This window comes from Neptuniibacter sp. QD48_55 (genome assembly GCF_047778115.1).
Classification (GTDB): domain Bacteria; phylum Pseudomonadota; class Gammaproteobacteria; order Pseudomonadales; family Balneatricaceae; genus Neptuniibacter.
The window spans coordinates 3,061,901-3,088,726 of record NZ_CP180555.1; the positions used below are offsets into that span (position 1 = coordinate 3,061,901).

At 45.6% G+C, this 26,826-nt stretch carries 28 protein-coding genes; 17 read left to right on the top strand and 11 right to left on the bottom strand.

From position 1 onward, the window contains the following. Position 1 precedes the first annotated feature (1 nt). Positions 2-670: an energy-coupling factor ABC transporter permease gene (locus tag ACMXYW_RS14290; protein WP_415904492.1), complete on the bottom strand. Its 669-nt coding sequence runs from the start codon at positions 668-670 to the stop codon at positions 2-4. Positions 671-796: 126 nt separating this feature from the next. Between ACMXYW_RS14290 and ACMXYW_RS14295 the strand changes: the two genes are divergently transcribed. Next, on the top strand, positions 797-1,711 hold the full coding sequence (locus ACMXYW_RS14295) for a GGDEF domain-containing protein (protein WP_415904493.1): 915 nt from the start codon (positions 797-799) through the stop codon (positions 1,709-1,711). Here ACMXYW_RS14295 and rimI read toward each other — a convergent pair. Genes rimI through ACMXYW_RS14310 form a run of 3 tightly spaced genes read right to left on the bottom strand, consistent with a single transcriptional unit; the run spans position 1,708 to position 4,584 of the window. After that, positions 1,708-2,172 (bottom strand): ribosomal protein S18-alanine N-acetyltransferase, encoded by a 465-nt coding sequence (rimI, locus tag ACMXYW_RS14300; RefSeq protein ID WP_415904494.1) that lies wholly within the window; start codon positions 2,170-2,172, stop codon positions 1,708-1,710. The genes ACMXYW_RS14295 and rimI overlap by 4 nt on opposite strands. A 9-nt stretch (positions 2,173-2,181) precedes the next feature. Then, complete coding sequence (locus tag ACMXYW_RS14305; RefSeq protein ID WP_415904495.1) at positions 2,182-3,009, bottom strand: hypothetical protein; 828 nt, start codon at positions 3,007-3,009, stop codon at positions 2,182-2,184. Between the two features lie 33 nt (positions 3,010-3,042). Further along, on the bottom strand, positions 3,043-4,584 hold the full coding sequence (locus tag ACMXYW_RS14310; RefSeq protein ID WP_415885858.1) for a 2-isopropylmalate synthase: 1,542 nt from the start codon (positions 4,582-4,584) through the stop codon (positions 3,043-3,045). 299 nt (positions 4,585-4,883) lie between these two features. Here ACMXYW_RS14310 and ACMXYW_RS14315 point away from each other — a divergent pair, with 299 nt between their 5' ends. Then, entirely contained in the window at positions 4,884-6,035 is a 1,152-nt protein-coding gene (locus ACMXYW_RS14315; protein WP_415904496.1) for a MalY/PatB family protein, read from the top strand. A gap of 3 nt (positions 6,036-6,038) precedes the next feature. Here the strand turns inward: ACMXYW_RS14315 and ACMXYW_RS14320 are convergent, their stop codons facing one another. Next, positions 6,039-6,464, bottom strand: coding sequence for a hypothetical protein (locus tag ACMXYW_RS14320; RefSeq protein WP_415904497.1), 426 nt, complete (start codon positions 6,462-6,464; stop codon positions 6,039-6,041). A gap of 17 nt (positions 6,465-6,481) precedes the next feature. Beyond that, on the bottom strand, positions 6,482-7,450 hold the full coding sequence (gene epmA / locus ACMXYW_RS14325) for an elongation factor P--(R)-beta-lysine ligase (protein WP_415904498.1): 969 nt from the start codon (positions 7,448-7,450) through the stop codon (positions 6,482-6,484). Between the two features lie 189 nt (positions 7,451-7,639). On the opposite strand from epmA, the gene ACMXYW_RS14330 reads away from it, so the two are divergent. Further along, positions 7,640-8,617, top strand: a complete 978-nt coding sequence (locus tag ACMXYW_RS14330) for an ion channel (RefSeq protein ID WP_415904499.1) — start codon at positions 7,640-7,642, stop codon at positions 8,615-8,617. 54 nt (positions 8,618-8,671) lie between these two features. Here ACMXYW_RS14330 and efp read toward each other — a convergent pair whose 3' ends face one another. After that, positions 8,672-9,235: an elongation factor P gene (gene efp / locus ACMXYW_RS14335; protein WP_415882477.1), complete on the bottom strand. Its 564-nt coding sequence runs from the start codon at positions 9,233-9,235 to the stop codon at positions 8,672-8,674. A 126-nt stretch (positions 9,236-9,361) separates the two neighbouring features. On the opposite strand from efp, the gene epmB reads away from it, so the two are divergent. From epmB to ACMXYW_RS14385, 10 genes are all read left to right on the top strand, one after another. After that, positions 9,362-10,375, top strand: a complete 1,014-nt coding sequence (gene epmB / locus ACMXYW_RS14340; protein ID WP_415904500.1) for an EF-P beta-lysylation protein EpmB — start codon at positions 9,362-9,364, stop codon at positions 10,373-10,375. A 105-nt stretch (positions 10,376-10,480) separates the two neighbouring features. Next, positions 10,481-11,632 carry a hypothetical protein gene (locus ACMXYW_RS14345; protein WP_415904501.1) on the top strand — a complete coding sequence of 384 codons (1,152 nt, stop codon included), beginning with the start codon at positions 10,481-10,483 and terminating at the stop codon, positions 11,630-11,632. A gap of 350 nt (positions 11,633-11,982) precedes the next feature. Continuing rightward, the gene (locus ACMXYW_RS14350) at positions 11,983-13,965 is read left to right on the top strand and encodes an FAD-dependent oxidoreductase (RefSeq protein WP_415904502.1); all 1,983 of its coding nucleotides are present in this window, start codon (positions 11,983-11,985) and stop codon (positions 13,963-13,965) included. A gap of 15 nt (positions 13,966-13,980) precedes the next feature. After that, positions 13,981-15,291 carry a cytochrome c3 family protein gene (locus ACMXYW_RS14355; RefSeq protein ID WP_415904503.1) on the top strand — a complete coding sequence of 437 codons (1,311 nt, stop codon included), beginning with the start codon at positions 13,981-13,983 and terminating at the stop codon, positions 15,289-15,291. A 47-nt stretch (positions 15,292-15,338) separates the two neighbouring features. Beyond that, entirely contained in the window at positions 15,339-15,920 is a 582-nt protein-coding gene (locus ACMXYW_RS14360) for a DUF3365 domain-containing protein (RefSeq protein ID WP_415882482.1), read from the top strand. A 6-nt stretch (positions 15,921-15,926) separates the two neighbouring features. Continuing rightward, on the top strand, positions 15,927-16,280 hold the full coding sequence (locus tag ACMXYW_RS14365) for a c-type cytochrome (RefSeq protein WP_415904504.1): 354 nt from the start codon (positions 15,927-15,929) through the stop codon (positions 16,278-16,280). Positions 16,281-16,290: 10 nt separating this feature from the next. Continuing rightward, positions 16,291-17,091, top strand: coding sequence for a group I truncated hemoglobin (locus tag ACMXYW_RS14370; protein WP_415904505.1), 801 nt, complete (start codon positions 16,291-16,293; stop codon positions 17,089-17,091). A gap of 11 nt (positions 17,092-17,102) precedes the next feature. Further along, on the top strand, positions 17,103-18,068 hold the full coding sequence (locus tag ACMXYW_RS14375) for a 2Fe-2S iron-sulfur cluster-binding protein (protein WP_415904506.1): 966 nt from the start codon (positions 17,103-17,105) through the stop codon (positions 18,066-18,068). A 181-nt stretch (positions 18,069-18,249) separates the two neighbouring features. Beyond that, on the top strand, positions 18,250-18,564 hold the full coding sequence (locus ACMXYW_RS14380; protein WP_415904507.1) for an NINE protein: 315 nt from the start codon (positions 18,250-18,252) through the stop codon (positions 18,562-18,564). Positions 18,565-18,568: 4 nt separating this feature from the next. Then, the gene (locus tag ACMXYW_RS14385; protein ID WP_415902082.1) at positions 18,569-18,811 is read left to right on the top strand and encodes an NINE protein; all 243 of its coding nucleotides are present in this window, start codon (positions 18,569-18,571) and stop codon (positions 18,809-18,811) included. A gap of 57 nt (positions 18,812-18,868) precedes the next feature. Here the strand turns inward: ACMXYW_RS14385 and ACMXYW_RS14390 are convergent, their stop codons facing one another. The 4 genes from ACMXYW_RS14390 to ACMXYW_RS14405 all read right to left on the bottom strand — a co-directional run bounded on the left by ACMXYW_RS14390 (position 18,869) and on the right by ACMXYW_RS14405 (position 22,828). Then, positions 18,869-19,681, bottom strand: coding sequence for a M48 family metallopeptidase (locus tag ACMXYW_RS14390; RefSeq protein WP_415904508.1), 813 nt, complete (start codon positions 19,679-19,681; stop codon positions 18,869-18,871). A gap of 98 nt (positions 19,682-19,779) precedes the next feature. Then, a complete protein-coding gene (locus ACMXYW_RS14395) occupies positions 19,780-20,106 on the bottom strand; it encodes a DUF1820 family protein (RefSeq protein WP_415904509.1) in 327 nt (108 codons plus the stop codon). A 53-nt stretch (positions 20,107-20,159) separates the two neighbouring features. Beyond that, positions 20,160-21,827, bottom strand: a complete 1,668-nt coding sequence (locus ACMXYW_RS14400) for a SulP family inorganic anion transporter (RefSeq protein ID WP_415904510.1) — start codon at positions 21,825-21,827, stop codon at positions 20,160-20,162. Between the two features lie 203 nt (positions 21,828-22,030). Continuing rightward, positions 22,031-22,828 carry a formate/nitrite transporter family protein gene (locus tag ACMXYW_RS14405; protein ID WP_415904511.1) on the bottom strand — a complete coding sequence of 266 codons (798 nt, stop codon included), beginning with the start codon at positions 22,826-22,828 and terminating at the stop codon, positions 22,031-22,033. A 321-nt stretch (positions 22,829-23,149) separates the two neighbouring features. On the opposite strand from ACMXYW_RS14405, the gene miaB reads away from it, so the two are divergent. The 4 genes from miaB to ACMXYW_RS14425 are packed head-to-tail and all read left to right on the top strand — an operon-like array spanning position 23,150 to position 26,822. Next, complete coding sequence (gene miaB, locus ACMXYW_RS14410) at positions 23,150-24,514, top strand: tRNA (N6-isopentenyl adenosine(37)-C2)-methylthiotransferase MiaB (protein WP_415882489.1); 1,365 nt, start codon at positions 23,150-23,152, stop codon at positions 24,512-24,514. A gap of 4 nt (positions 24,515-24,518) precedes the next feature. Beyond that, complete coding sequence (locus ACMXYW_RS14415) at positions 24,519-25,511, top strand: PhoH family protein (RefSeq protein ID WP_415904512.1); 993 nt, start codon at positions 24,519-24,521, stop codon at positions 25,509-25,511. Continuing rightward, a complete protein-coding gene (gene ybeY / locus ACMXYW_RS14420) occupies positions 25,508-25,963 on the top strand; it encodes an rRNA maturation RNase YbeY (protein WP_415904513.1) in 456 nt (151 codons plus the stop codon). Before ACMXYW_RS14415 ends, ybeY begins: the two co-directional genes overlap by 4 nt. 22 nt (positions 25,964-25,985) lie before the next feature. Next, entirely contained in the window at positions 25,986-26,822 is an 837-nt protein-coding gene (locus ACMXYW_RS14425; RefSeq protein WP_415899256.1) for an HlyC/CorC family transporter, read from the top strand. Positions 26,823-26,826: the final 4 nt, after the last annotated feature.

Consider the following 26,826-nt stretch of genomic DNA (forward strand, 5'->3'; position numbering starts at 1 on the left):
TTTACTGATCGTCTATATAAGCCTTGGCATCGAAGGTACGCACCCAATCAGGATGGAACACCAACATCCCGGTGAGAAATATCCCGTTCATCAAGCCTTCTGGGAACATAATAAGCGGTAGATAACGTACATATTCGTGGATAATTTTCTCGACGGTGTATACACCGTCTAACACTAGAATCGCACTTGCAGATAAGCCTGCAACAGCGGCGGAGAGGCCCGCACCCAAAAAACCACAGACGAATAAGAAAACAAAAAAATTCTTCATCATTTTGGCCTCAACAATACGATGAAGAAGCCATGTAGACGCTACAGGCAGCAGTACAGAACAGACGCCACTTAACAGCAAACCATCCCAGCTTTCCTTCCCCACTACAGCCATCCCAATTAGAGCAACAGTCGCAGATAGTATCGCCAGATCCCAACCAAACACTAAGGTCATAATGGTCAGGCCCAGAAAATGGATACCTAAACCAGGTGAGATACCCGCTCTCATAGACCATAAAACCATCAACAAAGCCGTAGCACCAAACAGCATGTGTTGTAGTGTTCGGTTATCGCCCAATGTAGACCAAGGTGCATTTCTGATGGCACAAAACAAAACCATACAGTAAATAAGGGCACCACCAATCAACCAATATGAATGTAATAATCCTTCGGAAAAGCTCATATTTTTCTACTTTTTAATGATTAGGACACATTTTACGTTGAAGATTAATTATCTACTTATATGATAAAGAGATACGGTATTTCTTTTGACGTGTATCACTTTTTCCTTAACCAATGCGGAGAATAAATGAACATCCTTGTAGTAGATGATGATCGTTTTATTCGTGAAATAATCAGCGCCGTTATTCAGGACGCCAATCATACACCTATTACCGCCTCTCAAGGAGACGAAGCCTTAGCCGCTTTAGATAAGGGTGGAATTGATCTAGTTCTAACTGATGTCGAAATGCCAGGCCTCAATGGCTTTGATCTGACTCGTGAAATCCGCAACCGCTTCCCCAATGATTGGTTCCCTATTATTTTCCTCAGCGGCCAAAGTGATGAAAAGCACTATGAGGAAGGTATTGATGCTGGCGGTGACGATTACCTAACCAAACCGGTCAGTCCGATTGTCCTAAAAGCTAAAATTTTGGCGATGGAACGTATCGCTAATATGAAAAAGGCCCTCGATGCCGCCAACTCTCGCTTAGAAAAACTTAGCTCACAAGATCCACTTACCAAGATATCTAACCGTCGAGATCTGGAAACAAACCTGTTAAAAGAGTGGAAACGCAATAAGCGGGAACAACTTGAGCTTGCAGCTATCATGCTCGATATAGACTTCTTTAAAACCTATAACGATCACTATGGCCACCAGCAAGGGGATGAATGTCTTAAAGCCGTCGCCAAGCTATTGAAAGGTGAGCTTAATCGTTCTCATGACCTTCTGGCACGCTATGGTGGTGAAGAGTTTGTCATTATCCTGCCGGATACTGATATAGAAGGAGCAGAAAAGATCGCAAGCAACATAGTCGCCTCCTTAGCCTCTAAAGCTATTCCTCATGCTAAGTCTCAAGCAGCAGAGCATGTGACTGTCAGCATGGGCATTAGCTCAACTGCTAACAATGCAGAAACTCCTTCTGGCCTGCTTAAGCAAGCCGACCAAGCGCTTTATAAAGCCAAGGAAAGTGGTCGCAACCGCAGCTGCACCTTCTCTGATTAATTACAGGGTACTGGCTCTATAGACATACCCATTAGCACAGCGTCTTCGCGTTGTCCCCCTTGAACTGAAGGGTAGTAATTTTTGCGCACCCCTTCAGTTACAAAGCCACTTTTATCATACAACGCTATTGCAGCTAAGTTAGATTCCCTCACCTCAAGCATCACTCGAATAACGCCAGCATTTTGTAGCTGTTGAGCTCCCTGACTTATCAGTAGCTGTGCATAACCACACCCTTGGTGGGCAGGATCGACCGCAATCTGGAGCAGTTCCGCCTCATCTAGAACTTGCGAAAACATGACATAACCGATTAAGTCCGGTGAATACAAACCAAGAGCGACAGATCGCTCTGATTCTATTTGCTTTAGGTATTGTTTAGCCGACCAGGCACCATTAGTGAAACAAGCTTGAGCAATACGCTCTATTGCTGCAAGATCCTTTGCCTGAAGGGCATCAATATTCATAAAAGAGGCTTAAACAACGCTAGGTTTTAGGTCTAACCAGATTTGGCGCTTGATTCCTGGGAGCTGCATCGCTTCAGTCAAGCTGTAGGTCGCAATCGCTTTAACACCAGATTTAATCGTGAAGCTGATACCTTTAAGCTCTTCCAAGCTCTCTTTACGATCCATCACCATTTGAGCTGCAGCTTCACCAAAGAGAAGAACCGTTTGTACCTCTTCAGTTTGCAGTTCTTTTGATAGCTTATGCTGAACAGCACTTAGCGCCTGCTTATAACCCTGATCTAAAGTTTTGCTAGCAAACATCGGCCAAGGCAGCATAAAAGCAGCTTCAGCTGGACCTGATCGACCTAAAGCAGCCACGATGGCAGCAGCTAACTGTTGATAATTGTTAGCAAAATTACCTCCCTGAGGCGGTAAACTGTCCACAATCAACACGCTACCGATCCGCTGGAAGACAAGTTTAAAGACTGGAGCTTCGTCCTGCTCCTGCGTTTGAACCTTATCAGACTCAGCAACTACATCAGAATCTTCTGCGATAGCAGCCGCAGGTTTAGAAGCAGGCTTATTAACCTCTTCGGACACTAAACCTAAAGCAGCGCGTGCTTCCGACATTCCCTGCTGCATAGTTTCAGGAGATGACTTTCTAGAAACAGGTGCTGTACTAGCTACATTTTGCTGCTGAGGGCGATTTGGAGAATCGAAAGGAATTTCTGGAGCGGGATACTGAAAGTCATCAACCCAATCAGGTGATGGTTTCGCTCCCGCTAGAGAAGCACAAGGTAGCCAGCTGGATATACCCATTGCATCCAGGTATTGATGCCTAAGCTGTTCTTGCTCCATAGCCACTACCTTGCCTTAACGCTTAACCCTCAGTTACACCTGAGGGTGAGCTTTTTGAACGTTTGCATCCAGCATATTCAAAGCATGGATATAGGCTTTTGCTGATGCGATGATGATATCAGTATCCGCACCTAGGCCATTCACGATACGGCCTGCATTTTCCAGACGCACCGTCACTTCACCTTGAGAATCTGTACCTTCTGTCACAGCGTTTACTGAGTAGATCTGCAAGCTCGCACCAGAATCTGCAATCATCTCAATCGCTTTAAATGCCGCATCAACTGGACCACCGCCCGTCGCTTCCGCTGTTTTCTCTTCGTCACCCACTTGCATCACAATCTTAGCCACAGGCGTCTCACCTGTTTGAGAAGTCACAGATAGGCTTGTTAGCTTGAACTGCTCACTGCTTGCTGTAGCGCGAGTATCACTTACTAGAGCCACTAGATCTTCGTCAAAAATCTCGCTCTTCTTATCAGCAAGTTCTTTAAAGCGAGAGAAAGCATTGTTTAGTTCAGAGTCTGTCGCAAATGTTGTACCTAGCTCTTCTAAACGTGTACGGAACGCAGCACGACCAGACAACTTACCCAGTACCATACGGTTTGTGTTCCAGCCCACATCCTGAGCAGTCATAATCTCGTATGTTTCGCGGTGTTTAAGAACACCATCTTGGTGGATACCAGACTCATGCGCGAAGGCATTTGCACCCACGATTGCCTTGTTAGGCTGAACAGGGAAACCGGTCACACTAGAGACTAAACGCGATGCCGGCACAATCTGAGTTGTATCGACATTCGTTTCTACGCCTAGGGTATCTTTACGAGTGCGGATCGCCATCACGATCTCTTCTAAAGAAGCGTTACCTGCACGCTCGCCTAAACCGTTTACCGTACATTCAACCTGACGCGCACCGGCACCAACAGCTGCCAAAGAGTTAGCTACAGCTAAGCCTAAGTCGTTATGACAATGTACAGAGAAAATCGCTTTATCAGCATTTGGAATGCGCTGGATTAGCTGACCGATTGTGTGAGCAAACTCACCCGGTACCGCATAACCAACAGTATCTGGGATATTAATTGTACGTGCACCAGCATCGATTACTTTCTCGATGATACGGCACATAAAGTCCAATTCAGAGCGGCTTGCATCTTCTAGTGAGAATTCAACGTCATCAATTAGGTTACGCGCACGCGTTACTGCTTTGACCGCTTGCTCAACCACTTGATCAGGCTGCATCTGCAGTTTGTATTTCATGTGGATAGGTGACGTTGCAATGAAGGTATGGATACGACCCATTGCTGCATTCTGAAGTGCTTCACCTGCACGGTCGATATCGGCATCAAGCGCACGAGATAGAGAACAAACGCGACTTTCCGTCACAGCTTCTGCAATCGCTTTTACCGACTCAAAATCACCCGGACTCGCAATAGCAAAACCAGCCTCAATTACATCAACACGCATCTTCTCAAGCTGCTTAGCTACACGCAGCTTTTCATCACGCGTCATTGATGCACCAGGGCTTTGCTCGCCATCACGCAAAGTTGTATCAAAAATAATTACACGATTGTCATTGCTCATAAGGTTTGCTCCAAACCGACTCACCAGCGATCAATACTTACAATTATCGCTGCTCTCTAAATTCTTTACAAAATCTGTATTCAAAAAAAGGACAGGAGAGCACTATACTGTTCAAAAAGCAGGGATAGTTTTCAACGCTATCGACAATAAAAACCAGTCTTAAAACTTCGCGTTGCTTTACTCTCTTGATAGCTCATAGCTACAGGGATTTGTGTGGTAATCCAATGCCCACCACTATAACGCCGGGCGGCTGTTTTGCAACCCGTGTTTTCGGCAAATAACGAACAAGTAGAGAGATCATGTCCACAGAGTTTGATTATCAAATCAACCGTAAAGGTACAGCGAGTCAGAAGTGGGAAAAATACAGTGATAGCGACATCCTACCTATGTGGGTTGCCGACACTGACTTTATGTCTCCGCCTGCCGTGATTAAAGCACTACATGAACGTATAGACCACGGTGTTTTTGGTTACACTAATGTTCCTGTTGAGCTTAATGAACTGGTTATTGAAAGGATGCAGAATTTTTACGACTGGGAGGTCAACAGCAATGACATTGTTTGGTTACCCGGTTTAGTTTGCGGTCTAAACCTCGCTTGCCGCAGCCTCGGTGAAAGTGGAGATACAGTTTTAACCCCTAAGCCTATCTACCCGCCTTTTATGTCGGCTCCTCGCCTCTCAGATCGTGAGGTTTGCACACTACCGATGCAGGACGTTGATGGCCGCAAGATCATCGATTTTGATGCGTTAGAAAATGCCCTCACCGATAGAACGCGGCTCTTACTGTTTTGTAACCCTCATAACCCCGGTGGTACGGTCTATCGCAAAGAAGAACTAGAACGCCTTGCAAAGGTCATTATTCAGCACGAGCTGTATATCTGTTCAGACGAAATACACTGCGATTTGATTCTCGAACAAGGGCTGCAACATACACCTATTGCTTCACTCAGCCCCGAGATCGCGGCAAGAACGATAACGCTCATGGCGCCAAGTAAAACCTTTAATATCGCCGGTTTGGGCTGCTCTTTTGCCATTATTGGTAATCCAGAGCTACGTAAGAAATTTATTAACACTAAGAAAGGTGTTGTGCCTGATGTGAATCTACTTGGATACACCGCAGCTATTGCCGCTTATCAGGAAGGTGAAGCATGGAATCAACAACAGCTTGATTACCTCAGAGCTAATCGCGATTACCTACAAAAGGAGATCAATCAGATCCCCGGCCTAAAACTCGCCCCAATTGAAGCCACTTACCTTGCTTGGATTGATGTATCAGGAGCGAAATTGACCAACCCAGCACATTTTTTTGAGCAAGCTGGTATAGGCATGTCTCCGGGAAGAGACTTTGGCGACAATAACTATATGCGTTTGAATTTCGGCTGCACCCGAAGCACGCTAGAAGAAGCCGTTCGCCGAATTAAACGTGCACTGGTCAATGAATTACCAGCCTAAAAACTAAAGATCCGACTTAGACTCAATCAGTTTAAGAGCGCGTTTCAATTCATCAAAATACTGCTCCGCTGAGAAATTCAGCGGAGCAAAATCTCGATAATCCCAACCATCCTGTTTAGACCGAGCTGGATTATTCCAATTGAACCAAGCAACGATATCTGAATAACAAGATTGCGTTAGATTTAACTGCCAACAATCTATATCACCGCAGTTACACACAAATGGAGTCAATACGATCTCACTATCAGTACAAGCTCGCTGCAACATCTCTTGATTAAAACCACAGATGTAGGCGCCACTAATACTGCCTGCAAAAGCCGCTTCATAATCACTCACCCCATCAAGTAGTGGCTGATCATCAACCAAAATATCGCAATAGTGCCCAAGCTGGCTCTGATAACCACCGTAAACCAACTTAAACTCATTCATCGATTAACATACCCCACTTAAGCACGCGGCAGATCAAAAGGGATAACATTGGCTAAGGAAGATTCTCTAAGCGCTAACATCAACAACCGATCAACACCTAAGGCTACGCCAGCACAATCAGGCATCCCTACCTCCAGCGCATTCACAAGACGAGTATCAAGAGGACGCTGTGGCAGATCCAATGCAGCTCGTTGCTTTTGATCAGCTTCTAAACGACGCTTTTGTTCGACACTATCTGTCAGTTCGTAATAACCATTCGCTAACTCAACGCCTCTGACAAACAGCTCAAACCTTGCTGCGACAGTTATTCCCGCTGTATTCCTTCGCACTCGCGCCAATGCAGCTTGGCTTTGTGGATAGTCCATCACAAAAATGGCATCGACCTGTTCAAGCTGTGGTTCGATGACATGAGACATCAACAAATTCAGCCAAGTATCTGGATCAGAGTCATCTAGCTCGATATCTATGTGCTTCCGCGTTTCTTTAATTAGGTCTTCTAAAACGACTTCTTCCGGCCTGAAGCCTAAATAGCGGAAAAACAGATCCGAGTAGGTGATACGTTCTACCTTATCCAACTGTAAGACAGGCTTAATCAAGGCTTCAATTTCATCTATCAGGTCAGCATCATCAAAGCCCGGACGATACCACTCCAACATGGTAAATTCAGGATTGTGACGACGACCGTATTCGCCATTTCGAAACACCTTACTCATCTGATAGATAGGCCCGCTACCAGCAGCAAGTAAGCGTTTCATGGCATATTCAGGTGATGTTTGCAGATATAGCTGTCGCCCTTCTGCGCCTAAGGTTTCGCGGTAATCTACCTCAATGCTATCGATAAAAGGATCACTCACCGCACAGTTAGACATCACTGGCGTATCTACTTCTAATACACCTCTCTGCTTGAAAAAATCACGAATATATCCGAATAACTCGCCGCGTTTACGCAAGTTGTCTATTGAAGCTGAAGGCTGCCAATCATTCATACTGAAGTTACTTATTCCATCTAAAACCACTAGGCGTAACTTTATCAGCTTGACCCCCTCCAATAAAAATTAAATCGATGAACCCACATACGTAACTGTCCATCTGTTTGGTCACTTCACTTATCCCCTTCTACACTTAAGTGCACTATGCATATCACGGAATAACGGTCGCTGTAGAGGTATGCAGCCATGACAACACCTAAAAACTGTTCTTATTGCAATCCAGATGGTTGGCAATGCAGTGAGCCCGCCAATGACTCAGGCCTATGCTACTGGCACGACCCTTCTGTGGATAAAAGTCAGGATGAAGGCGTAAAGAACGCTGTGGAAAAATGGGCTCAAGCAGGCAAGCCTCTCGATGGATTTCAGTTAGCACGCGCGCAGTTGGAAGATATCAATTTAGTAAACCGTGGTAGCAAACAGGGTTATCAATGTCGGGAAGCTGACTTTTACCGCGCGAATCTGCGCAATGCGCATTGTTTTGGGCTCGACCTTAGAGGCTCCTCCTTAATGAAAAGCACCTTGGCAGGTGCCAATCTTCATTGTGCCCATTTAGAAAACTGTAACTTACTCGGTGCAGATCTAAGCCACACCCGACTTGAAAATATCGATTGGGGAGATGAACTCCAACAAGAACGCAGAGCGCTTGAAGCATTTCAGCAAAAGAAAGTTCAAGACGCCGTATCTTTATGCCAGGAGGCCGAAGAGGTCGCACGGATAATCCGCAAACAATGTGAGAAAGAAGGACTTTTTGATATAGCTGGTCATTTCTTTAAGAAGGAGATGATCTTCAGGCGCTACCAAATGCCCATGTACAGTTCCCGACGCATTATCTCAAAAGGGGTCGATCTTTTTTGTGGTTACGGCGAATCCCCTATCAGGGTCGTAATGTTTTCAGTCTGTCTGATATTGCTGTGCGCACTGGTGTATTTCTTTCTCGGCACCACCGCATCCAATCCCATTTATTCGGGCAGCACCGGAGCTACTGCAATCTTCTTGGAGTTTCTCAATGCAATCTACTTTAGCGTTGTGACCTTCACGACTCTAGGTTACGGAGACATAGCACCTATAGGGCTCGCAAGGTTTGTTGCAGCTGTTGAAGCGTTTTTAGGCAGTTTTACAATGGCGCTGTTTGTGGTGGTGTTCGTCAAGAAGATGACAAGGTAGGAGAAATAAAGCTAGGAGAGGAAAAGGGACAGAGTGATCTGCCCCTTAACAACATTACGCGCGAGAAACGTATTCGCCCGTACGTGTATCAATTTTGAGTACTTCACCTTCGTTGATAAACAAAGGTACGCGTACAACAGCGCCAGTGCTCAATGTTGCTGGTTTAGAACCACCCTGAGCAGTATCGCCTTTAAGACCTGGATCTGTCTCAGTTACTTCTAACTCAACAAAGTTAGCTGGAGTCACAGAGATTGGGTTACCGTTGAACAACGTAACCGTTACAGAGTCCTGCTCTTTCAACCATGGCTTAGCTTCAGCAACTGCGTTTTCGTCCGCACCTACCTGCTCAAACGTATTTGGATCCATGAAGTACCATAGCTCACCATCGTAGTATGAGTATTCCATAGTCGTATCCATTACATCAGCCTGCTCAACGCTCTCACCTGATTTAAAGGTACGTTCCCAGATACGACCGGACATTAGGTTACGCAACTTAACACGTGTGAACGCCTGACCTTTACCTGGTTTTACAAATTCAACGTCAACCATTGCGCATGGATCGCCGTCGATCATTACTTTCTGACCATTTTTAAACTGGTTAGTAGAAATGTTGCCCATAATGTTCTCTGTATCTCTTGTAAGTTTTTCTCAACCAACAAACCCTGTTGATCGTAAAATTGACAGACATTCTACTTGAAAGGAAAATGCGAGCAACTTTCAGTCGTAATTCCGTACAAAAACATCATGAATTCTATTTCTAATCCCATTCCCGTCACGGAAGAAGCCGACTGGCAACAGCTCCTGAGTCACACGGTTGATGATCCAGCCGAACTGCTTAAGCTATTAGATCTCCCCGCATCACTACTTCATGGAGCGCAACAAGGAAGCGATCTCTTCTCACTAAAAGTGCCAAAGCCATTTCTACAGCGGATTGAAAAAGGTAATCCAAACGATCCTTTGTTACGCCAAATTCTGCCGTTAGATGCAGAAAGCGCGGATATTCCTGGCTATGTCACCGACCCTCTTGCCGAGATGGCTGCAAACCACAGTGATGGACTTATCCACAAATATCACGGTCGTGTACTGCTTATTCTCAGTGGAGCTTGCGCAGTAAATTGTCGCTACTGCTTCCGCCGCCATTTCCCTTATCAAGACAACCGCTTAGGTTCTGAGCAATGGCAACAAGTACTTGAGTACTTAAATGCAGATAACAGCATTACCGAAGTGATCTTTTCAGGAGGCGATCCTCTAGCTACCTCGGATAAACGCTTGCTAAGAATGATTGCGGATTTAGAAGAGATTCCTCATCTAAAACGCTTAAGAATCCACACCCGATTACCGATAGTGATCCCGCAGCGAGTAACCTCCGAGTTAACCACGCTCTTTGCCAATAGCCGTTTCGATATCGCGATGGTTCTTCATGCCAACCATGCTAATGAACTGGATCAACAGGTTGAGCAAGCTAGCGCAGATCTAAGAACAGCAGGCGTTACCGTCTTAAATCAAGCGGTATTACTCAAAGGCGTCAATGATAGTTCAACCGCGCTAACTGAACTGAGTGAAAAGCTATTTCACTTCGGTATTTTGCCCTACTACCTATTCACCCTAGATCCGGTAAAAGGCGCTGCTCACTTTGATATTCCTGACGATCAAGCCATCGCGTTGCATCAACAGCTGCAGGCAACATTACCGGGTTACTTAGTGCCAAAACTTGCTCGCGAGATCCCTGGCAAGCGTTCTAAGACACTGCTGTTCTAACGAAAGGAAACTGAAACTTTTTCATATTCTTAATTTCACCCTTTGCTTCCCTCGACTGCTGCCGATAACTATCGAATGGAATAATTAGGACTAGAGGGCGAAGCAATGCGTATTGCAGCTTCTGATATTGCACTGGAGAGTGCAGCACACCAATCGACCTATACCGAAATTAGAGAACATCTAACCGAGGGTTATGTTCGCGCTGGCGATGCTTTCAATAAAGAAAATTTGGTCGAAGGTAGCCACAGGGAGCGGGTGGTAAAAGAAGTAAATCAAAGCACTCAAGCTGATGAATCAACCTATGCCGATTTCCGCAAACAGATGGAACGGGAAAATGTCGGTAAATACAGCCTTGATCAGCTAATCACAAAGACGACGGGGAGTAGCTCAAGTCTATTTGAGCTAAACCCAGAAGATAAAGTCAAAATTGAGCTTCTAAAAAAGCTGTTTGAGAGCATGACGGGCAAAAGCTTCAACGTCGGCATGTTAGATGCGCAAGCTGTAGGAAATAGCGGTAACAATTCGACTACTGAGCAAGCGACGACATCCGCCAACCAACTGAGTATTACTTCTAGCGAAGCCCTAGAACACGGCTTTGAATACAGCTACAGCGAAACCACGACCTCCACCGAGCAAGTCCAGTTTCAAGCCCAAGGGCAAGTGCGTACTGCAGACGGTCGGGTTATCGATCTTAACCTACAACTCAATATGAGCCGCTCACTCAGCGAGAATCACAGTTTTCAAATTCGTTTGGGGGCAGCGCTTAAAGATCCTCTCGTGATCAACTTTTCTGGCCAAGACGCCGAACTTAGCACAGATACAATTGAGTTCGATATAGATAGCGATGGTGAGCTGGATACCGTCCATCGTCTTGATGACTCGAGTGGTTATATCGCCCTCGACAAAAACAACAATGGTGCAATTGATAATGGTAACGAGCTGTTTGGCGCACAGTCAGGTAATGGCTTTAAAGAGCTCGCAGCCTACGATGATGATAAAAATGGTTTTATCGATGAAGGCGATGCGATCTGGGATCAATTACGCATCTGGGTCCAGCATGATGATGGCAGTAGCAGCATGTTCACTTTAGCCGACAAAGATATTGGCGCTTTATATCTTGGATATTCCCGGACAGACTGGGAGCTCAGTGCAGGTCAACATAGTGACGAAATGGCCGGAAAAATTCGTGCAACAGGTCTCTTTCTAACAGAGGAAGGCGAGACAGGTACCTTACAGCAGGTTGATCTAGTCGTGTAACTATGAAGCCTTTTGTTAACACTTAAATCACGCTTACTAATTCCCCCTCAATTGTATCCAAATTGGGGCAAACCGATTAAATCATCCCCCTCAAAAAACCGCTTTTGCTCCTTTTTGGCACACCGACAACGTAACTTTTTTGCGCAGTTTTATTGCTGTTTTTTTGACCAAGCCAATTTATGGTGCACAGCAACATAAAGAGCAGCCATATTCATACATACAAAAAAAATCAAACTAACACACTGAACTTAAATGATTTTTTATATAAAAATGTAAAGATAAAACATTTTTGGCAAGACTTTTGCTCTATCACTACCAAGGTCATTGAGCACGACCGAGGGGAGCAAATAATGAGCGAAGTACAACCAAAAGTGAGCAACGGTGCTGACAAATGGGATCAAGCGATCATTGTGGTCGGAGCGGGTCCTGTTGGATTCAGGTTTATTCAAGAGTTGCGTAAAAACGCACCTCAAGCACCGGTAATTTTATTTGGTAATGAACCCTACCTTCCCTATGACCGTGTTCGCCTGAGCGCCCTACTTGCAGGTCAAGACTCCGCAGAAAACTTATTACTTCCACTAGATGAATTAGATAACGACCCTCTTTTCAAATACCTCTGCAAAGAGATCGTTTTGATTGATACTGAAAACCACAGCGTTACAGATTCAGAAGCTAATCATTACAGTTACGCCAAGCTAGTCATCGCCACAGGCTCTCGTGCACACGTTCCACATATCACTGGTGTAGATCTGGAAGGTGTATTCACATTCCGCAACATGCGCGATGCCGAAAAACTCAAAGCACGTACAACACGCAGCCAAGATTTAGTTGTGGTTGGCGGCGGCCTGCTCGGTTTAGAAGCCGCGCGTGCCATGCAAGGCAATCTGACCAACATCACTTTGGTCCAGCAAGCTAGCCGCATCATGAATCAACAGTTAGATGATGATGCCGCTGCCATGCTACAAAGCCAGCTTGAATCTATGGGCATTCGCGTCGTTGTTGGTGCTGGAGTTAAAGGCGTAGTCGGTGATCACCGGGTTGAAGGGGTCAAACTACGTGATGGTGAAACACTCAAATGTGACACCGTACTCATCTCTGCAGGTATCAAACCTAATATTGAGTTAGCCCGTAAAGCTTGGATCAAAGTAGGTACCGGCATTCGCGTCAACGATAGCTTACAAACATCTGATCCAGACGTGTACGCCATTGGTGAATGCGCGGAACACCGAGATAAAGTTTACGGGTTGGTAGCTCCTGGCTTCGAACAAGCCGCTGTTGCTGCCAATCACATGACCCAAGGCGATAGCCAATATTTAGGTTCTCATAGCATCGCTCGCCTTAAAGTCGTCGGCGAATCCGTTTTCAGTATGGGTGATGTCTTAGACGATCAGCCTTACGATAAAAAACAGTTTTTCAGCTACAAGACTAAAGATGGTGGATATCGCAAATTAGCCATTCGCAAAGGGCGTATTGTCGGTGCGATGGCGATTGGCGACTGGGATGAGATCCCTCGTATTCAGGAGCTGATCACCCACCAGCGCCGAGTTTACGCATGGCAGATTATGCGCTTCCGCTTTACCGGAAACCTTTGGAATCCAGCGTCTAATAGCCCAGAAAACTGGCCAGAAACCGCAGTGATCTGTAACTGTAACAACGTGACTCGCGGACAACTCAGCTACGCCATGGACCAGCAAGGCTGCTGTACCATGGAAACGATTGCCAAATGCACAGGCGCTACAACCACATGCGGTAGTTGTAAGCCGCTTGTTCAACAAATTCTTGGCTCCGAAGCAGAGCAACAAGCCGCACCAGACAGCAGAAATTTATTGATCACCTCTTTAGGGGTATTAGCCGCATTGATCGCCTTTCTTATGGTGCCAGCCTTTACTGTCAGCACATCCGTGCAAGATTCGATGCGCTTAGATCTTTTCTGGAACGATGGTTTCTACAAGCAAGTAACTGGATTCACGCTGTTAGGCCTCACGATTGTTGGCCTTCTTATGTCGCTTAAGAAACGCAGCAAAGCACTTAAGCTTGGCTCTTACAAGCTCTGGCGCAGTCTACACACTATTTTGGCCCTCCTCTGCCTAATCATTTTATTGGCCCATACCGGATTCAATAGTGGCCAAGCCCTTAACCAATGGCTACTGATCAATTTTTTACTCTTAGCGGGTTTAGGCATTGTGATCAGCCTCGCGATAGGCATGCAACACAAGCTGTCCTTCAATGTCGGTAAGCAACTACGCGGCATCGGCTTTTGGGGTCACTTATTACTGAGCTGGCCTCTGCCAGCCCTTTTAAGCTTCCACATTCTCAGTGTTTACTATTTCTAGGTCGGAGAGATATTCATGAGTCGTAAATTATCTATCTGGCTTGCTTGGTTAGTGCTTTGCTTTTCGCTGGCAGGCTATTTTGGTTACCAGATGTTCTTAGAAGAACAGAAGCCTGACTTCATAATCGGTGAAGCGACACACGGTCACCATCAAATCGAGATGAGTTGTGATACTTGCCACACCGATCCTTTTGGTGGTGAAGAGGTCATCCATGATGCGTGCTTAGGCTGCCACCAAGAAGAACTGAAAACCTCCCACGATTCACATCCAATCAAAAAGTTTACCGACCCACGTAACGCTGATCGACTCGAAAAGATCAATGCCGTGAGCTGCGTGACCTGTCATGGGGAACATAAACAAGATCAAACCTTCGAGATGGGTGTAACGCTACCAGACGACTTCTGTTACGAGTGTCATGCAGAAATTGCCGAAGAACGACCAAGTCATGAAGGCATGGGGTTTGACACTTGCGCCTCGGCAGGTTGCCACAACTATCACGACAACCGCGCACTCTATGAAGATTTCCTTTTGAGCAACAACGAAGGCCCAATGATCAAAGCGATGGCCCAGGTTTTAGCTCGAACCGGTACGCAATCAATCAAACGTAAAGCAAGTCTATCAATAGATCAGGCTGATGCGCCTTCTGCCTCGCCTGAACACCTTAAAGAGTGGAGTGAAAGCATACATGCGACAGCTGGTGTGAACTGTACCAGTTGCCATGCACCACAAGGACAAGCATGGCAAGACGATCCAGGTCTTGCCGCATGTAATAGCTGTCATACCCACGAAGAAAAAGGCTTTTTGGCTGGAAAGCACGGTATGAAGCTATCGGTAGGGTTGGGCAAGATGAGTCCAGCCACCGGTCGAGCCGCTTTCCATGAGAACGCTGATACAACAGGCCTGGACTGTGCAAGCTGCCACGATGCTCATAAACCTGAGCCGAAGCTCGCTGCTGTCGAATCCTGTATCAGCTGTCACAACGATACCCATACACAGAACTATGCCAATTCACCTCACGCAGAACTTTGGAAGCAAGAGCTAATAGGCGAGCTGCCAGCAGGCAGCGGCGTGACCTGTGCGACCTGCCATATGCCGCGCGAAGTGCACAAAGAGTTTGGTGCAGAGGTCGTTCGCGTACAGCACAACCAAAGCATGAATTTACGCCCGAATGAAAAGATGATCCGAAGCGTTTGCATGGATTGTCACTCCCTTTCATTCAGCATCGACGCTTTGGCTGATGAAGTACTGATTGAAAACAATTTTAAAGGGCTCCCTTCTCAAAACATTCCGTCAATCCAGATGGTTTTAGACCGAGAAGCTAAATAGCCCTATACCGATTTACTTATGAGAACTTGGGGAACGAGGAAAATACTATGCTGAAAAAAGTAACTTTAGCCACTGCAATAGCGGCAACTGCACTAGCAATCACAGGCTGTCAGGAAGAAGAGAAAGCGGTTGGTATCGATCCAAGCAAACACACTGACGCACTCTTCGCAGTAATGAATGCTGACCGTACTAACTACACAAAATACATTGTTGGTCGTCTTGGCCCTAAAGGAGCTGATGCCGTTATGCCAGTTGAGCACTGGAAAGATGTAGATAACGGTGTACCACTTCCAGCGCAGATGTTCCGTTTAGGTTATGAATCTGTATCGGAAGTAACGGATGACTTCACATATTCTCTCCAGTCAATTTGGCCAATCAATTCACAAAACGCACCACGTACTGACATGGAGAAAGAAGGCCTTGAGTACGTTGCCAAAAACCTAGGTAAAAACTTCTACGGAACAGAAACATTAGGTGGCAAAGACTACTTCACTGCGGTTTACGCAGATGTTGCTTCTGTAAAAGCCTGCGTGAGCTGTCACAACGGCCATAAAGATAGCCCTAAAACAGACTTTAAACTCGGTGATGTTATGGGTGGTGTCGTAATTCGTGTACCTCTAGGCGAGTAATCACCCATGTTTAACGGTGCTCTGATGTCGCTGTTCACACTAATCCTAGTGTCTTTTATCGCCACAGGATGTGACTCAAGCGAGACAACGAAGACTGCTGCTCTGTCTCCCGAATTGCAACAAGGGAAAGAGATCGTAGAGGGCCGATGCTTTGCGTGTCATGCACAAAGCATCAACGGCGCCCCTATCGTTGGTAACAAAAAGATGTGGAAAACACGTGCGACTCAGGGCAAGGCCGTTCTGGTCGAACATGCCATTAATGGTATTGGCCTGATGCCAGCTAAAGGTGGTTTTACAGATCTTTCTGACGAAGAGATCGGCTTAGCAGTTGGCTACATGCTTTCACAAATCAAAGAATGAGGGATCTAACATGGGTTGTTTCTTCAGCAAATTGAAATCAATTTTCGGCGGGGCTAAGTGCCAAGCCTCTCTTTATGAACGACTAGGCGGCGAAACAGCGGTAGACGCTGCTGTGGATATTTTTTATCGCAAAGTGTTGGTAGATGATCGCATCAGCCACTACTTCGATGATGTTGATATGGAAGGTCAAGCCGCAAAACAAAAAGCCTTTCTAACCATGGTTTTTGGTGGCCCCCATAACTACACCGGCATGGATATGCGCGAAGGCCATAAACACCTCAAAGGGCTAAACGATAGTCACTTTGATGCGGTCGTTGAAAACCTAGCCGCGACCCTAACTGAACTGGGTGTTGGCAGTGAAGATATCGGCGAAATTGCAGGTATCGCGGAAAGTGTAAGAGATGATGTTCTTAATCGCCCTAAAGAAGGCGAGAAGGTCCAAGAGGAAAAAGAGATGAGTTTATACGAGCGAATTGGTGGCGAAGCAGCGGTAGATGCTGCCGTCGATATTTTTTACCGCAAAGTGCTTGCTGATGACCGTATCAGCCACTACTTCGATGATGTAGATATGGATGGCCAAGCAGCCAAGCAAAAAGCCTTCTTAACCATGGTATTCGGCGGCCCACACAACTACACCGGACAAGATATGCGTGAAGGGCACAAACACCTTAAAGGACTTAACGAAACCCATTTTGATGCGGTCGTTGAAAACCTAGCCGCGACGCTGACCGAACTCGGCGTGAGTGAAAGTGATATCGGCGAAATTGCAGGTATTGCCGGCAGCGTTAAAGACGATGTGCTTAATCGCTAAGGAGTCACAACATGGTAAGCGTCAGATTTGAAGAGGCTGATATTACGGTCAAAGAAGGCTCTAACCTTTTAGAAGCCTTATTGGATGCTGGTCACGACATTCCCAATTCATGTCGTGCTGGCGCTTGCCAGTGCTGCATGCTCCAAGCAACAGAAGGTACGCCACCAGCTGATGCTCAAAAAGGTCTTAAAGAGACTCAAAAGCAACAAGGCTACTTTCTGGCTTGTCGCTGTCAGCCAAATACTGCAATGAGCGTTCAACGGAATGCGCAAGTATCCTCAACCGAAGGCATCTTAATCAGTAAGCAGCAACTAACGGACTCCGTTCTGCAACTTAAACTAAAAGCAGATATCGATTACCTAGCAGGACAGTATATCAATTTAGTTCGTCATGATGGATTGAGCCGATCTTACTCAATCGCCAGCGTAAAAAGCCTCGATGACCATATAGAACTACAGCTACGTATTTTTAAAAATGGGCAGTTTAGCCAATGGGCACTCAATGAATTTGTAATGGGTGAAAGCATTGAGCTACAAGGGCCCTTTGGCGACTGTTTTTATACCAAAACAGATCTCAACCAACCGATCCTTATGGCGGGTACCGGTACTGGGTTAGCCCCTCTTTATGGCATTGTCAGAGATGCCTTACAACAGGGTCATACCGGCCCAATCAGCTTATTCGCTGGCGCTAAAAATAGCGCAGGCTTATACCTAGTCGAAGAGTTAAAAGCGTTGAGTGAACACTACGAAAACCTCTCTTATTATCCCGTTGTGCTCGAAGAAACTAGATCAAAACCAGACAGTTGCGAAATCGGTGATCTCAATGCCGTAGTCAGAAACAGGGTACCAAATACCAAGGGCTACCGAGCTTATTTCTGTGGTTCCGAAGATCGCGTCAAAACATTACGTAAACAAACATTTTTGGCTGGCGCCAATATGCAGGATATCTACTGCGACCTGTTCACTCCCTCGAGTTAGGTAACTTGCTAGCCTAACTCCACAAGCCGGCACTCCCGGCTTTTTTTTAAATTTGATTCGGAAGCTTAGTAAATATTAATTAACACTCATTCAATAATGAGAATTATTCTTGACTGAATGTATTATTGACGATTACCATCTTGTTTATCTGTATAGCAATTGGAACTGCTAGGAAGTCAGCATGGAAACATCTCAACAACCTTCGAAAAAAAGCTACGCGGTCGCTGTCTCTTTATCTGCCATCTTTGGCGTACTCGGTATTCATCATTTCTACCTAGGTCGTTATCTCGAAGGCATTATCGACTTCAGCCTATTTGTTATCACAATGTATTTCTATCTTAACGGCGAGCTTCTATGGGCGCTGTTATTTTTCGTAGTGGATGGTCTGCACACTTTTGTCATTACCATAATGCTACTAACAGGTTCTTTCAAAGATGGCCAAGGACGCTACGTTTGCTATCCAGGCCAAAAGCTAAAACAAGCGAATCAAGGATAATGAGATGACTGACACAGCTGTTGCACCACAAGTTGAGCTAAGCGAAAAAGGCTTTGTACCAACACTTCTACTATGTTTCTTCTTAGGAGTACTGGGCGTACATCGTTTTTACGTAGGTAAAATCGGTACTGGTATCCTCATGCTGCTAACACTGGGCGGTCTAGGCATTTGGTCTCTAGTTGATTTCATCATGATTGCTGTGGGCTCTTTTAAAGATAAAGAAGGCCGTGTAATCAAAGCACAATAAGCACACTAGTTTTTCAAAAAAGGCTTCGTTCAACGAAGCCTTTTTTATTGCCTGGATTTAGAGTTCCAAGGGCTGCGCTTTACCCCTAACCCAGAAGTTTTCTTCAATATCTGCGTTTAGTTGATCAATTCGATTTTGCAGTTTCGGGTGACTATGCATCCACTCTGGTGCATCCTCACTTGCTTCTTCCTCTATGATTAAAGCTTGTTCAAAAAAGGTGGTAGCACCTGCCACATGCCCGTAGTAGTTTTGCAAGGTTACTAACGCAATTTTGTCTGCTTCTCGCTCCTGTTCACGACTAAAAAACAACATTCCTAACTCAGAACCGGTAGATAAAACTAAACTGCCATCACCCGCGATAAAACTGTAAGCGACCTGAAATGCCAGACCGCGACTAATACTCACAATAGGATCTCGATGCTTGATATGCCCTAGTTCATGAGCAAGCACCATCGAAAGAGAATTTTCATCTGGCATAGCATCAATAAGGCCCTGCAAAACAAAGATATTGCCACCTAAGGTAGCGAAAGCATTCATGTCATCTGAATCAATCAAATGAACATCGACCGTTATATCGTTAGGCATGTTCATGCGTTTAGCCAAACCATCAGCTAAATCCTGAAGATAACGTTCAGTCTTTACCTCTTCAACACTTAGATCCCTTTGACTGTGATAAATCTCAATATAGGGCGCGACAAAGTCTCGTTCAGCAGCAAAAGGCACCTGTTGTAAAAGGCGATCCGCAAACCAAATCAAAGAACCAAGTATGAGAATTAGAGCGAAGATGCCAATCAACATCCAACGGGTAAATTGAGCAACCTGCTGGTCATGGTCAGCAGGAAGCTGGTAAACGCGATCATCCTGATCCATTGCTATTCCTTAGTTAGAAAGGGTAAGAAGCTAATATATTGAACATTTAAAAATAATATTCAACATACGATTCGCTTGGGATTTGAAACAAAAAATGATCACAATTTGGGCTGTACAGGCGCTAGCGGAAACGTAGCGATAGTACCTTTCACCTCAGAGATTTTAGCAACACCTTCATTCTCTACCTCATCGATACGAACAATGGCATGAGAAGGAATAAAGGAGCGCTTTACGCCGCTAAACTCGGTTTTCAGTTTCTCTTCACCCGGATCGATAACGAGTTCAGAGCGATTCCCAAAGACCAACTCTTCAATCTCTAAAAAACCCCACATGTCGCTTTGATAAACATGCTTCGCATAGAGTTCAAAAACTTGATCCTGATTTACAAAAATCACTTTATAGATTCGATCGTTATTCTTAGCCATCTGTTCCGCAAACCTAGGTTGCAATTCACTCAATACAAGCCACGATGCTTTGACTACGCACCGGCATAAACTTGTGATTCATCAAGATACTGAACAGCTCGCTCCAAAGCCTCCGTACGAGTGCTAGCAAAATCCTTACTGCTGATACGAGACTCTAAACCTAGTTTGAGCAATTTATCCTGAGCTTCTTTTGATCGGGTAATAATCGAAACATGCTTACCTAAATCTAGAGCCTCAAACACTACGTTTTCGATCGACAGTGCCATAGTGTCATCCAAGAAAGAGACATCACTCAAATCAAAAATAACCGCTTCGTGTCTTTCAATATCCTGACGTTCACGCGCTATTGCCTTGGAAACACCAAAGATCATTGCACCGGACAAATAGAAGAGAAGTACCCGTCCGTCCGCCTTGTTCAGAAGAGTTTTCTGCTCTTCATCCAGTGGGATCTCATCATCCACATCCGACATGGCCCGCACCTTCTGCGCTTCAACCATAGAGAGCTTCTGGATAATGATGATATTGGCTACAAAAACACCGATACCTACAGCAACAATCAGATCTACAAAAACCGTCAGAAGCAGCACGGTGTACATAATCAAGGTACTATGGCGGGAGACTTTATGGGCACGTTTGATAAAAGACCAATCAAGGATATCCATCCCCACTTTCACAGCGATGGCAGCCAAGACGGCTAGCGGTATATTTTCGATCAAGGAGGCGGCGCCAAACACCGCTATGGCCAAGGCGACGACCCTAATCACCCCCGAAAGCGCGGTCCGACCACCCGACTGGATATTGACCACGGTCCCCATAGTGGCGCCCGCACCCGGCAGGCCACCAAACAGACCAGACATGATATTACCTAAGCCCTGGCCTACTAGCTCTTTGTTCGAGTTGTGCTCAGTTCGAGTCAAGTTATCAGCGATAACCGATGTCAGCATAGAGTCGATACAACCCAACATACCCAACACCATCGCTTCCACCAACATAATACTTAGCTCAGCGTGAGTGAAGTGAGGAATCACCAATGAAGGGAGTGACGCATCGATCTCACCGATACGCTGGATCTGCTCAAAATCAAAAACAAGCACCGACAGAATACTTACAAAAACCAGCGCTATTAACTGAGGTGGTAGGTACTTTTTAAGTTTTTCAGGCGTAAAGAAAAGCAACTGCAAGGTCACGACGAACAGTAAAAATTCGCCCAACTGGATATTCATAACCAGTTCGGGGAGATTCGACAATGTCCCCACTACCCCGCCAGCAGGGGCTGTTTGACCAAGTGCTGGGGCCAATTGCATGAGAATTAGGATAACGCCTATTCCGGACATAAAGCCCGAAACCACCGAGTAAGGCATTAAGGTGATGTACTTACCCAGTTTTAGGAAGCCAAATATTATCTGGAAACATCCAGCCATCATAACGACGGTAAAGGCCATGGCGAGACCTTTTTCAGGATGCGTAGCAATCAGCGTACTCACAACAGCAGTCATAACTACTGTCATTGGACCGGTAGGCTCTGAGATCAGAGTAGAAGTACCACCAAAGAGAGAGGCAAACAGCCCGATTAGAATTGCGCCATAAAGACCCGCTTCCGCACCCGCACCTGACGCCACACCGAAGGTTAAAGCAAGGGGTAACGAGACAACCGCAGCGGTCAAACCACCTAACATATCGCCGCGAAGGTTCTTCTTACTCAGCGTATTCAGCGCAAGCATTTAACTTTTCTCTTTGTGTACAGGAATCCAGGCTGTAATTTTACTAGTCGAGCGCAAGCGAGCAAGGTTTATCTGACTCAACTCGACTAAATAATCCTCTTAAAAACCCTTCTAGGATAAAACCAGAAGCACTATCGGATTTTATTCAGCTTAGCTGAATAAAATCCGCACAAAATAAGATATTTCTAATTAATTAAAGACGATTACTTGCCAGTTTTTACATGGGTTAGGTATAGAGGCAAACCTACCAACAAGAACCCACCGACCAAGTTACCTAAAACCGTAGGAATCTCATTCCATAACAGGTAATCCACTAGTGTAAACTCGCCGCCCATAATCATCGCAAATGGGAACAGGAACATGTTCACAACAGAGTGTTCAAACGCCATATAGAAGAACAGCATGATCGGCATCCACATCGCCGCCATTTTACTGCTAGCTGACGTAGAGATTAGCGCACCAACTACACCCATAGAAACCATCCAGTTACACAACATGCCGCGAATAAAGATCGTAATCCACCCCCAAATACCTTGCTCTTGATAACCAAGGGTACGAGATTCGCCAATTGAACTGACTTTCTCCGCAATTGCACCACCATCGATTTGATAGCCATAAGTCAGGATAAAGGAAGCAAAGAAAGCGACGATAGCTGCCCCAGAAAGGTTACCCAAGAAAACTAACCACCAGTTACGTAATAACTTCTTAATGGTGCAGCCTGGGCGTTTATCAATCACAGCTAGAGGCACAAGAGTGAAAGCTCCGGTGAGAAGATCAAATTTCATCAGGTTTAACATGATAAAACCGACGGGGAACAGAATTGCACCAATCAATAAATTCCCTGTATTGGTAATCACCGCAATGGCAAAGAAGGCAGCCAAGGACAAAATAGCACCAGCCATCAATGAACGGATATAAGTATCCCTTGTGGTCATAAAGATCTTTTGTTCGCCTGCATCGACCATCTTGGTAACAAATTCACGCGGCTCCAAATACGCCATATACGCCTTCCCTTAAAAACTACTTAATATGTAAATAAAGATAAAAAATGGAAGGCAATGTTACCAAAACTAAAGTCTAATGAGTCCCCCTCTGTGCACCAAGTGACTAAATACCAGTACCAAATGCCCATAAGTCACCTCGGATGCCTAAAACCCCTTTGAAAACCAAGGCTTTTACGGCAAAAACAACCGATAAAATGAGCCGATTTCAACTCGACTAAACTGTTCATTATCTGGCCGCTTAAGTATAATGCGCGGTCCTTTATGCACCCGGCCATATTTTCCTGCCGGGCTTTGATACACGCAAAATACAGGTGAACAATGGCGAAGAAGCTATTTATTAAAACCCACGGCTGTCAGATGAACGAGTACGACTCTGCACGTATGGCGGATCTGTTGGGGGAAAGTCATGATCTTGAGCTAACTGAGGACGCTGATGAAGCGGACGTTCTGCTCCTGAACACCTGTTCGATTCGTGAAAAAGCGCAGGAAAAAGTATTCCACCAGTTAGGCCGCTGGCGCAAACTGAAAGCGAAGAACCCAGATATCAAAATTGGTATCGGTGGCTGCGTAGCTAGTCAGGAAGGCGACAATATTCTAAAACGTGCACCTTACGTTGATATGATCTTTGGCCCGCAAACACTGCATCGTTTGCCCGAAATGATTACTGAAACCGGTAACGGCGGTGTAGGCATTGTCGATGTCTCTTTCCCTGAAATCGAGAAGTTCGATCACCTTCCAGCCCCTAAAGTAGAAGGCGCTGAAGCCTTTGTTTCTGTGATGGAAGGCTGCTCTAAGTACTGCACTTTCTGCGTTGTACCTTATACACGTGGTGAAGAAGTAAGCCGCCCTCTAGACGATGTTATTACTGAATGTGTTGAGCTTGCTGAGCAAGGCGTGCGTGAAGTTAACCTACTCGGTCAAAACGTGAACGCTTACCGTGGTGATACGCATGATGGCGATACTGCCGATCTAGCAGAATTGATCCGTTGTGTAGCAGAGGTTGATGGTATTGATCGTATTCGTTTCACTACCAGCCACCCGGTAGAGTTCACTGACAGCTTGATCGAAGCCTATGAAGATGTGCCTGAGTTAGTGAGCTTCCTTCACTTACCGGTACAAAGCGGCTCTGATAAAATCCTAATGGCCATGAAACGTGGTCACACTGCGCTTGAGTACAAATCAAAGATCCGTCGTATCCGTAAAGCACGCCCAGATATCGAGATCTCTTCTGACTTTATCATCGGTTTCCCGAATGAAACTGACGCTGATTTCGAAGCGACAATGAAGCTGATCGAAGATATAGGCTTTGATAACAGCTATAGCTTTATCTACAGCCGTCGTCCGGGTACGCCAGCATCTGACCTGCCTGACAATATTGACGAAGAAACTAAGAAAGCGCGTCTACAAATTCTGCAAAGCCGCATTATTCAAAATGCGCAGCAGATCAGCCGTCGTATGGTGGGCACCACTCAGCGTATTTTGGTTAACGGTTACTCCAAGAAAGATCCAGGCTTGCTTTCAGGTCGTACTGAGAACAACCGTGTTGTGAACTTCCGTTGCGACAACCCAGATTTAATCGGTCACTTTGCCGACGTGAATATTGCTCAAGCTTATGCCAACTCTTTAGTAGGTGAGCTAATCTGTTCAGAACTGGACGACAATTTTTCTTTGAAGGCGGGCTAAGCTGTTGAGCACTGCACAATCGATCAAAATAACACTAGAACCTGAAAATGCTGAGTTTCTAGCGAACCTTGGCGGCCCGTTCAACGAGCACTACAAACTGGTTGAGAAACGTTTAGGCATTGAGATCCGTAGCCACGGTAATCACTTCCAACTGCTGGGTGATATCGAAAACATCACCTTCGTTTCAGAAATGCTTGAAGCACTTTATAACGACGCTAAGCAGGACAAACGTATCTCACCAGATCAGATCCACCTTCTAATTCAAGAAAGCGGTCTAGAACAGCGTAATAGTAATCAACAGATTAAAGATACGGATATCAGCATCCGTACTAAAAAAGCGTTGATTCGCCCTCGCGGTGAAAACCAGCAAGGCTATGTACGCTCAATCCTCCAACACGATATCAATTTCGGTATTGGTCCTGCGGGCACAGGTAAAACTTACCTTGCCGTTGCCTGTGCAGTTGATGCCTTAGAACGTGAGGAAGTAGATCGCATCTTATTGGTTCGCCCAGCGGTAGAAGCAGGTGAGAAGCTAGGTTTCCTGCCAGGTGATCTAAGCCAAAAAGTTGATCCATACCTGCGCCCTCTCTATGACGCGCTGTATGAGATGCTAGGGTTTGAACGTGTAGGTAAGCTAATTGAGCGCAATGTAATCGAGGTTGCGCCTCTGGCCTACATGCGTGGCCGCACCCTTAATAACTCATTTGTTATCCTGGATGAGAGTCAAAACACGACACGTGAGCAGATGAAAATGTTCCTAACCCGTATCGGTTTTGGTTCTACTGCGGTTATTACCGGCGATATCACTCAGGTCGATCTACCTAAAGGCACTCGTTCCGGTTTGATCCATGCGATGCAAGTATTGGACGATGTAAAAGATATCGGTTTCACCCACTTCACCGCTAAAGATGTCGTGCGTCATCCTCTGGTTCAGCACATCGTCCGTGCTTATGACCGCTTTGAGAAAAAAGAAGGCAAGCAGGAATCCCACAAATGAGTTTTGAATGCGAAGTTCAATACGAAATTGAAGGCGATCTACCAACAGAAGTGCAGTTTCAGCAGTGGATATCCGCTGCGCTGACTGGTCAGATCGATGAAGGCGAAGTTTGCATCCGCATAGTGACACCAGAAGAGAGCCAAACGCTCAACCGCACTTATCGCGATAAGGATAAACCGACTAACGTCCTCTCCTTCCCTTTTGAAGTCCCTGAAGGCGTGCCCCTTCATCTTCTAGGCGATCTGGTTATCTGTGCCGACGTGGTTGCTAAAGAAGCAGAGGAGCAAAAAAAGCCTTTGTTTGACCATTGGACCCACATGGTTGTGCATGGCTGCTTGCATCTAATCGGTTTCGATCATATAAATGATGAAGAAGCCGAAGAGATGGAAAATCTCGAACGAAAAATTCTCGCCAGTATGGATATAAAAGATCCTTATCTGGAAAGTAACTAAATATTAGGACACTCGACACACCATGAGCGAAGATCGATCGGGACAGCCGAAAGGCTGGTTAGAAAAGCTTTCCCAAGCGTTTAATGATGAACCTCGCAGCCGTGAGGATCTGTTAACCGATTTGCGTCAAGCGACCGACGACAATCTGCTAGATAACGAGGCACTGACCATTATGGAAGGTGCCATGCAAGTATCTGATATGCAGGTTCGTGATGTAATGATTCCCCGCTCACAAATGGTAGTTGTGGAAGCGGATCAAACACCTAAAGAGTTCCTACCGGTTATAATTTCAAGCGCGCACTCTCGCTTTCCAGTGATTGGTGAAACGCCAGATGAAATCCTTGGTGTCCTGCTCGCAAAAGACCTTCTTCCATTGATCCTAGAAGGCAACCTCGATCAGTTTGATCTTAAAAGCAAGCTGCGCAGTGCGACCTTCATCCCTGAATCTAAACGCCTAAATATTCTCCTAAAAGAGTTTCGTGTTACCCGTAATCACATGGCAATCGTGATGGATGAGTACGGTGGAGTGTCTGGTCTAATCACCATCGAAGATGTTCTGGAACAGATCGTGGGTGAAATCGAAGATGAGCATGATAGCGAAGAGGATGATGGCAACATCAAGCCATTCGATAAAAACGCCTTTATTGTTAAAGCCTTGACTCCGGTTGATGATTTTAACGAATATTTCGATACGGATTTCTCTGAAGAAGAGTTCGATACTATTGGCGGTATCGTTACACAAAAATTTGGTCGCATGCCGAAAAAAGATGAAAGCGTAGATATCGAAAACTTCCAGTTTAAGATTTTGTCTGCTGATACCCGTCGAATCCGCCTACTACAGGTAAGCCGTAACGGATAATCCC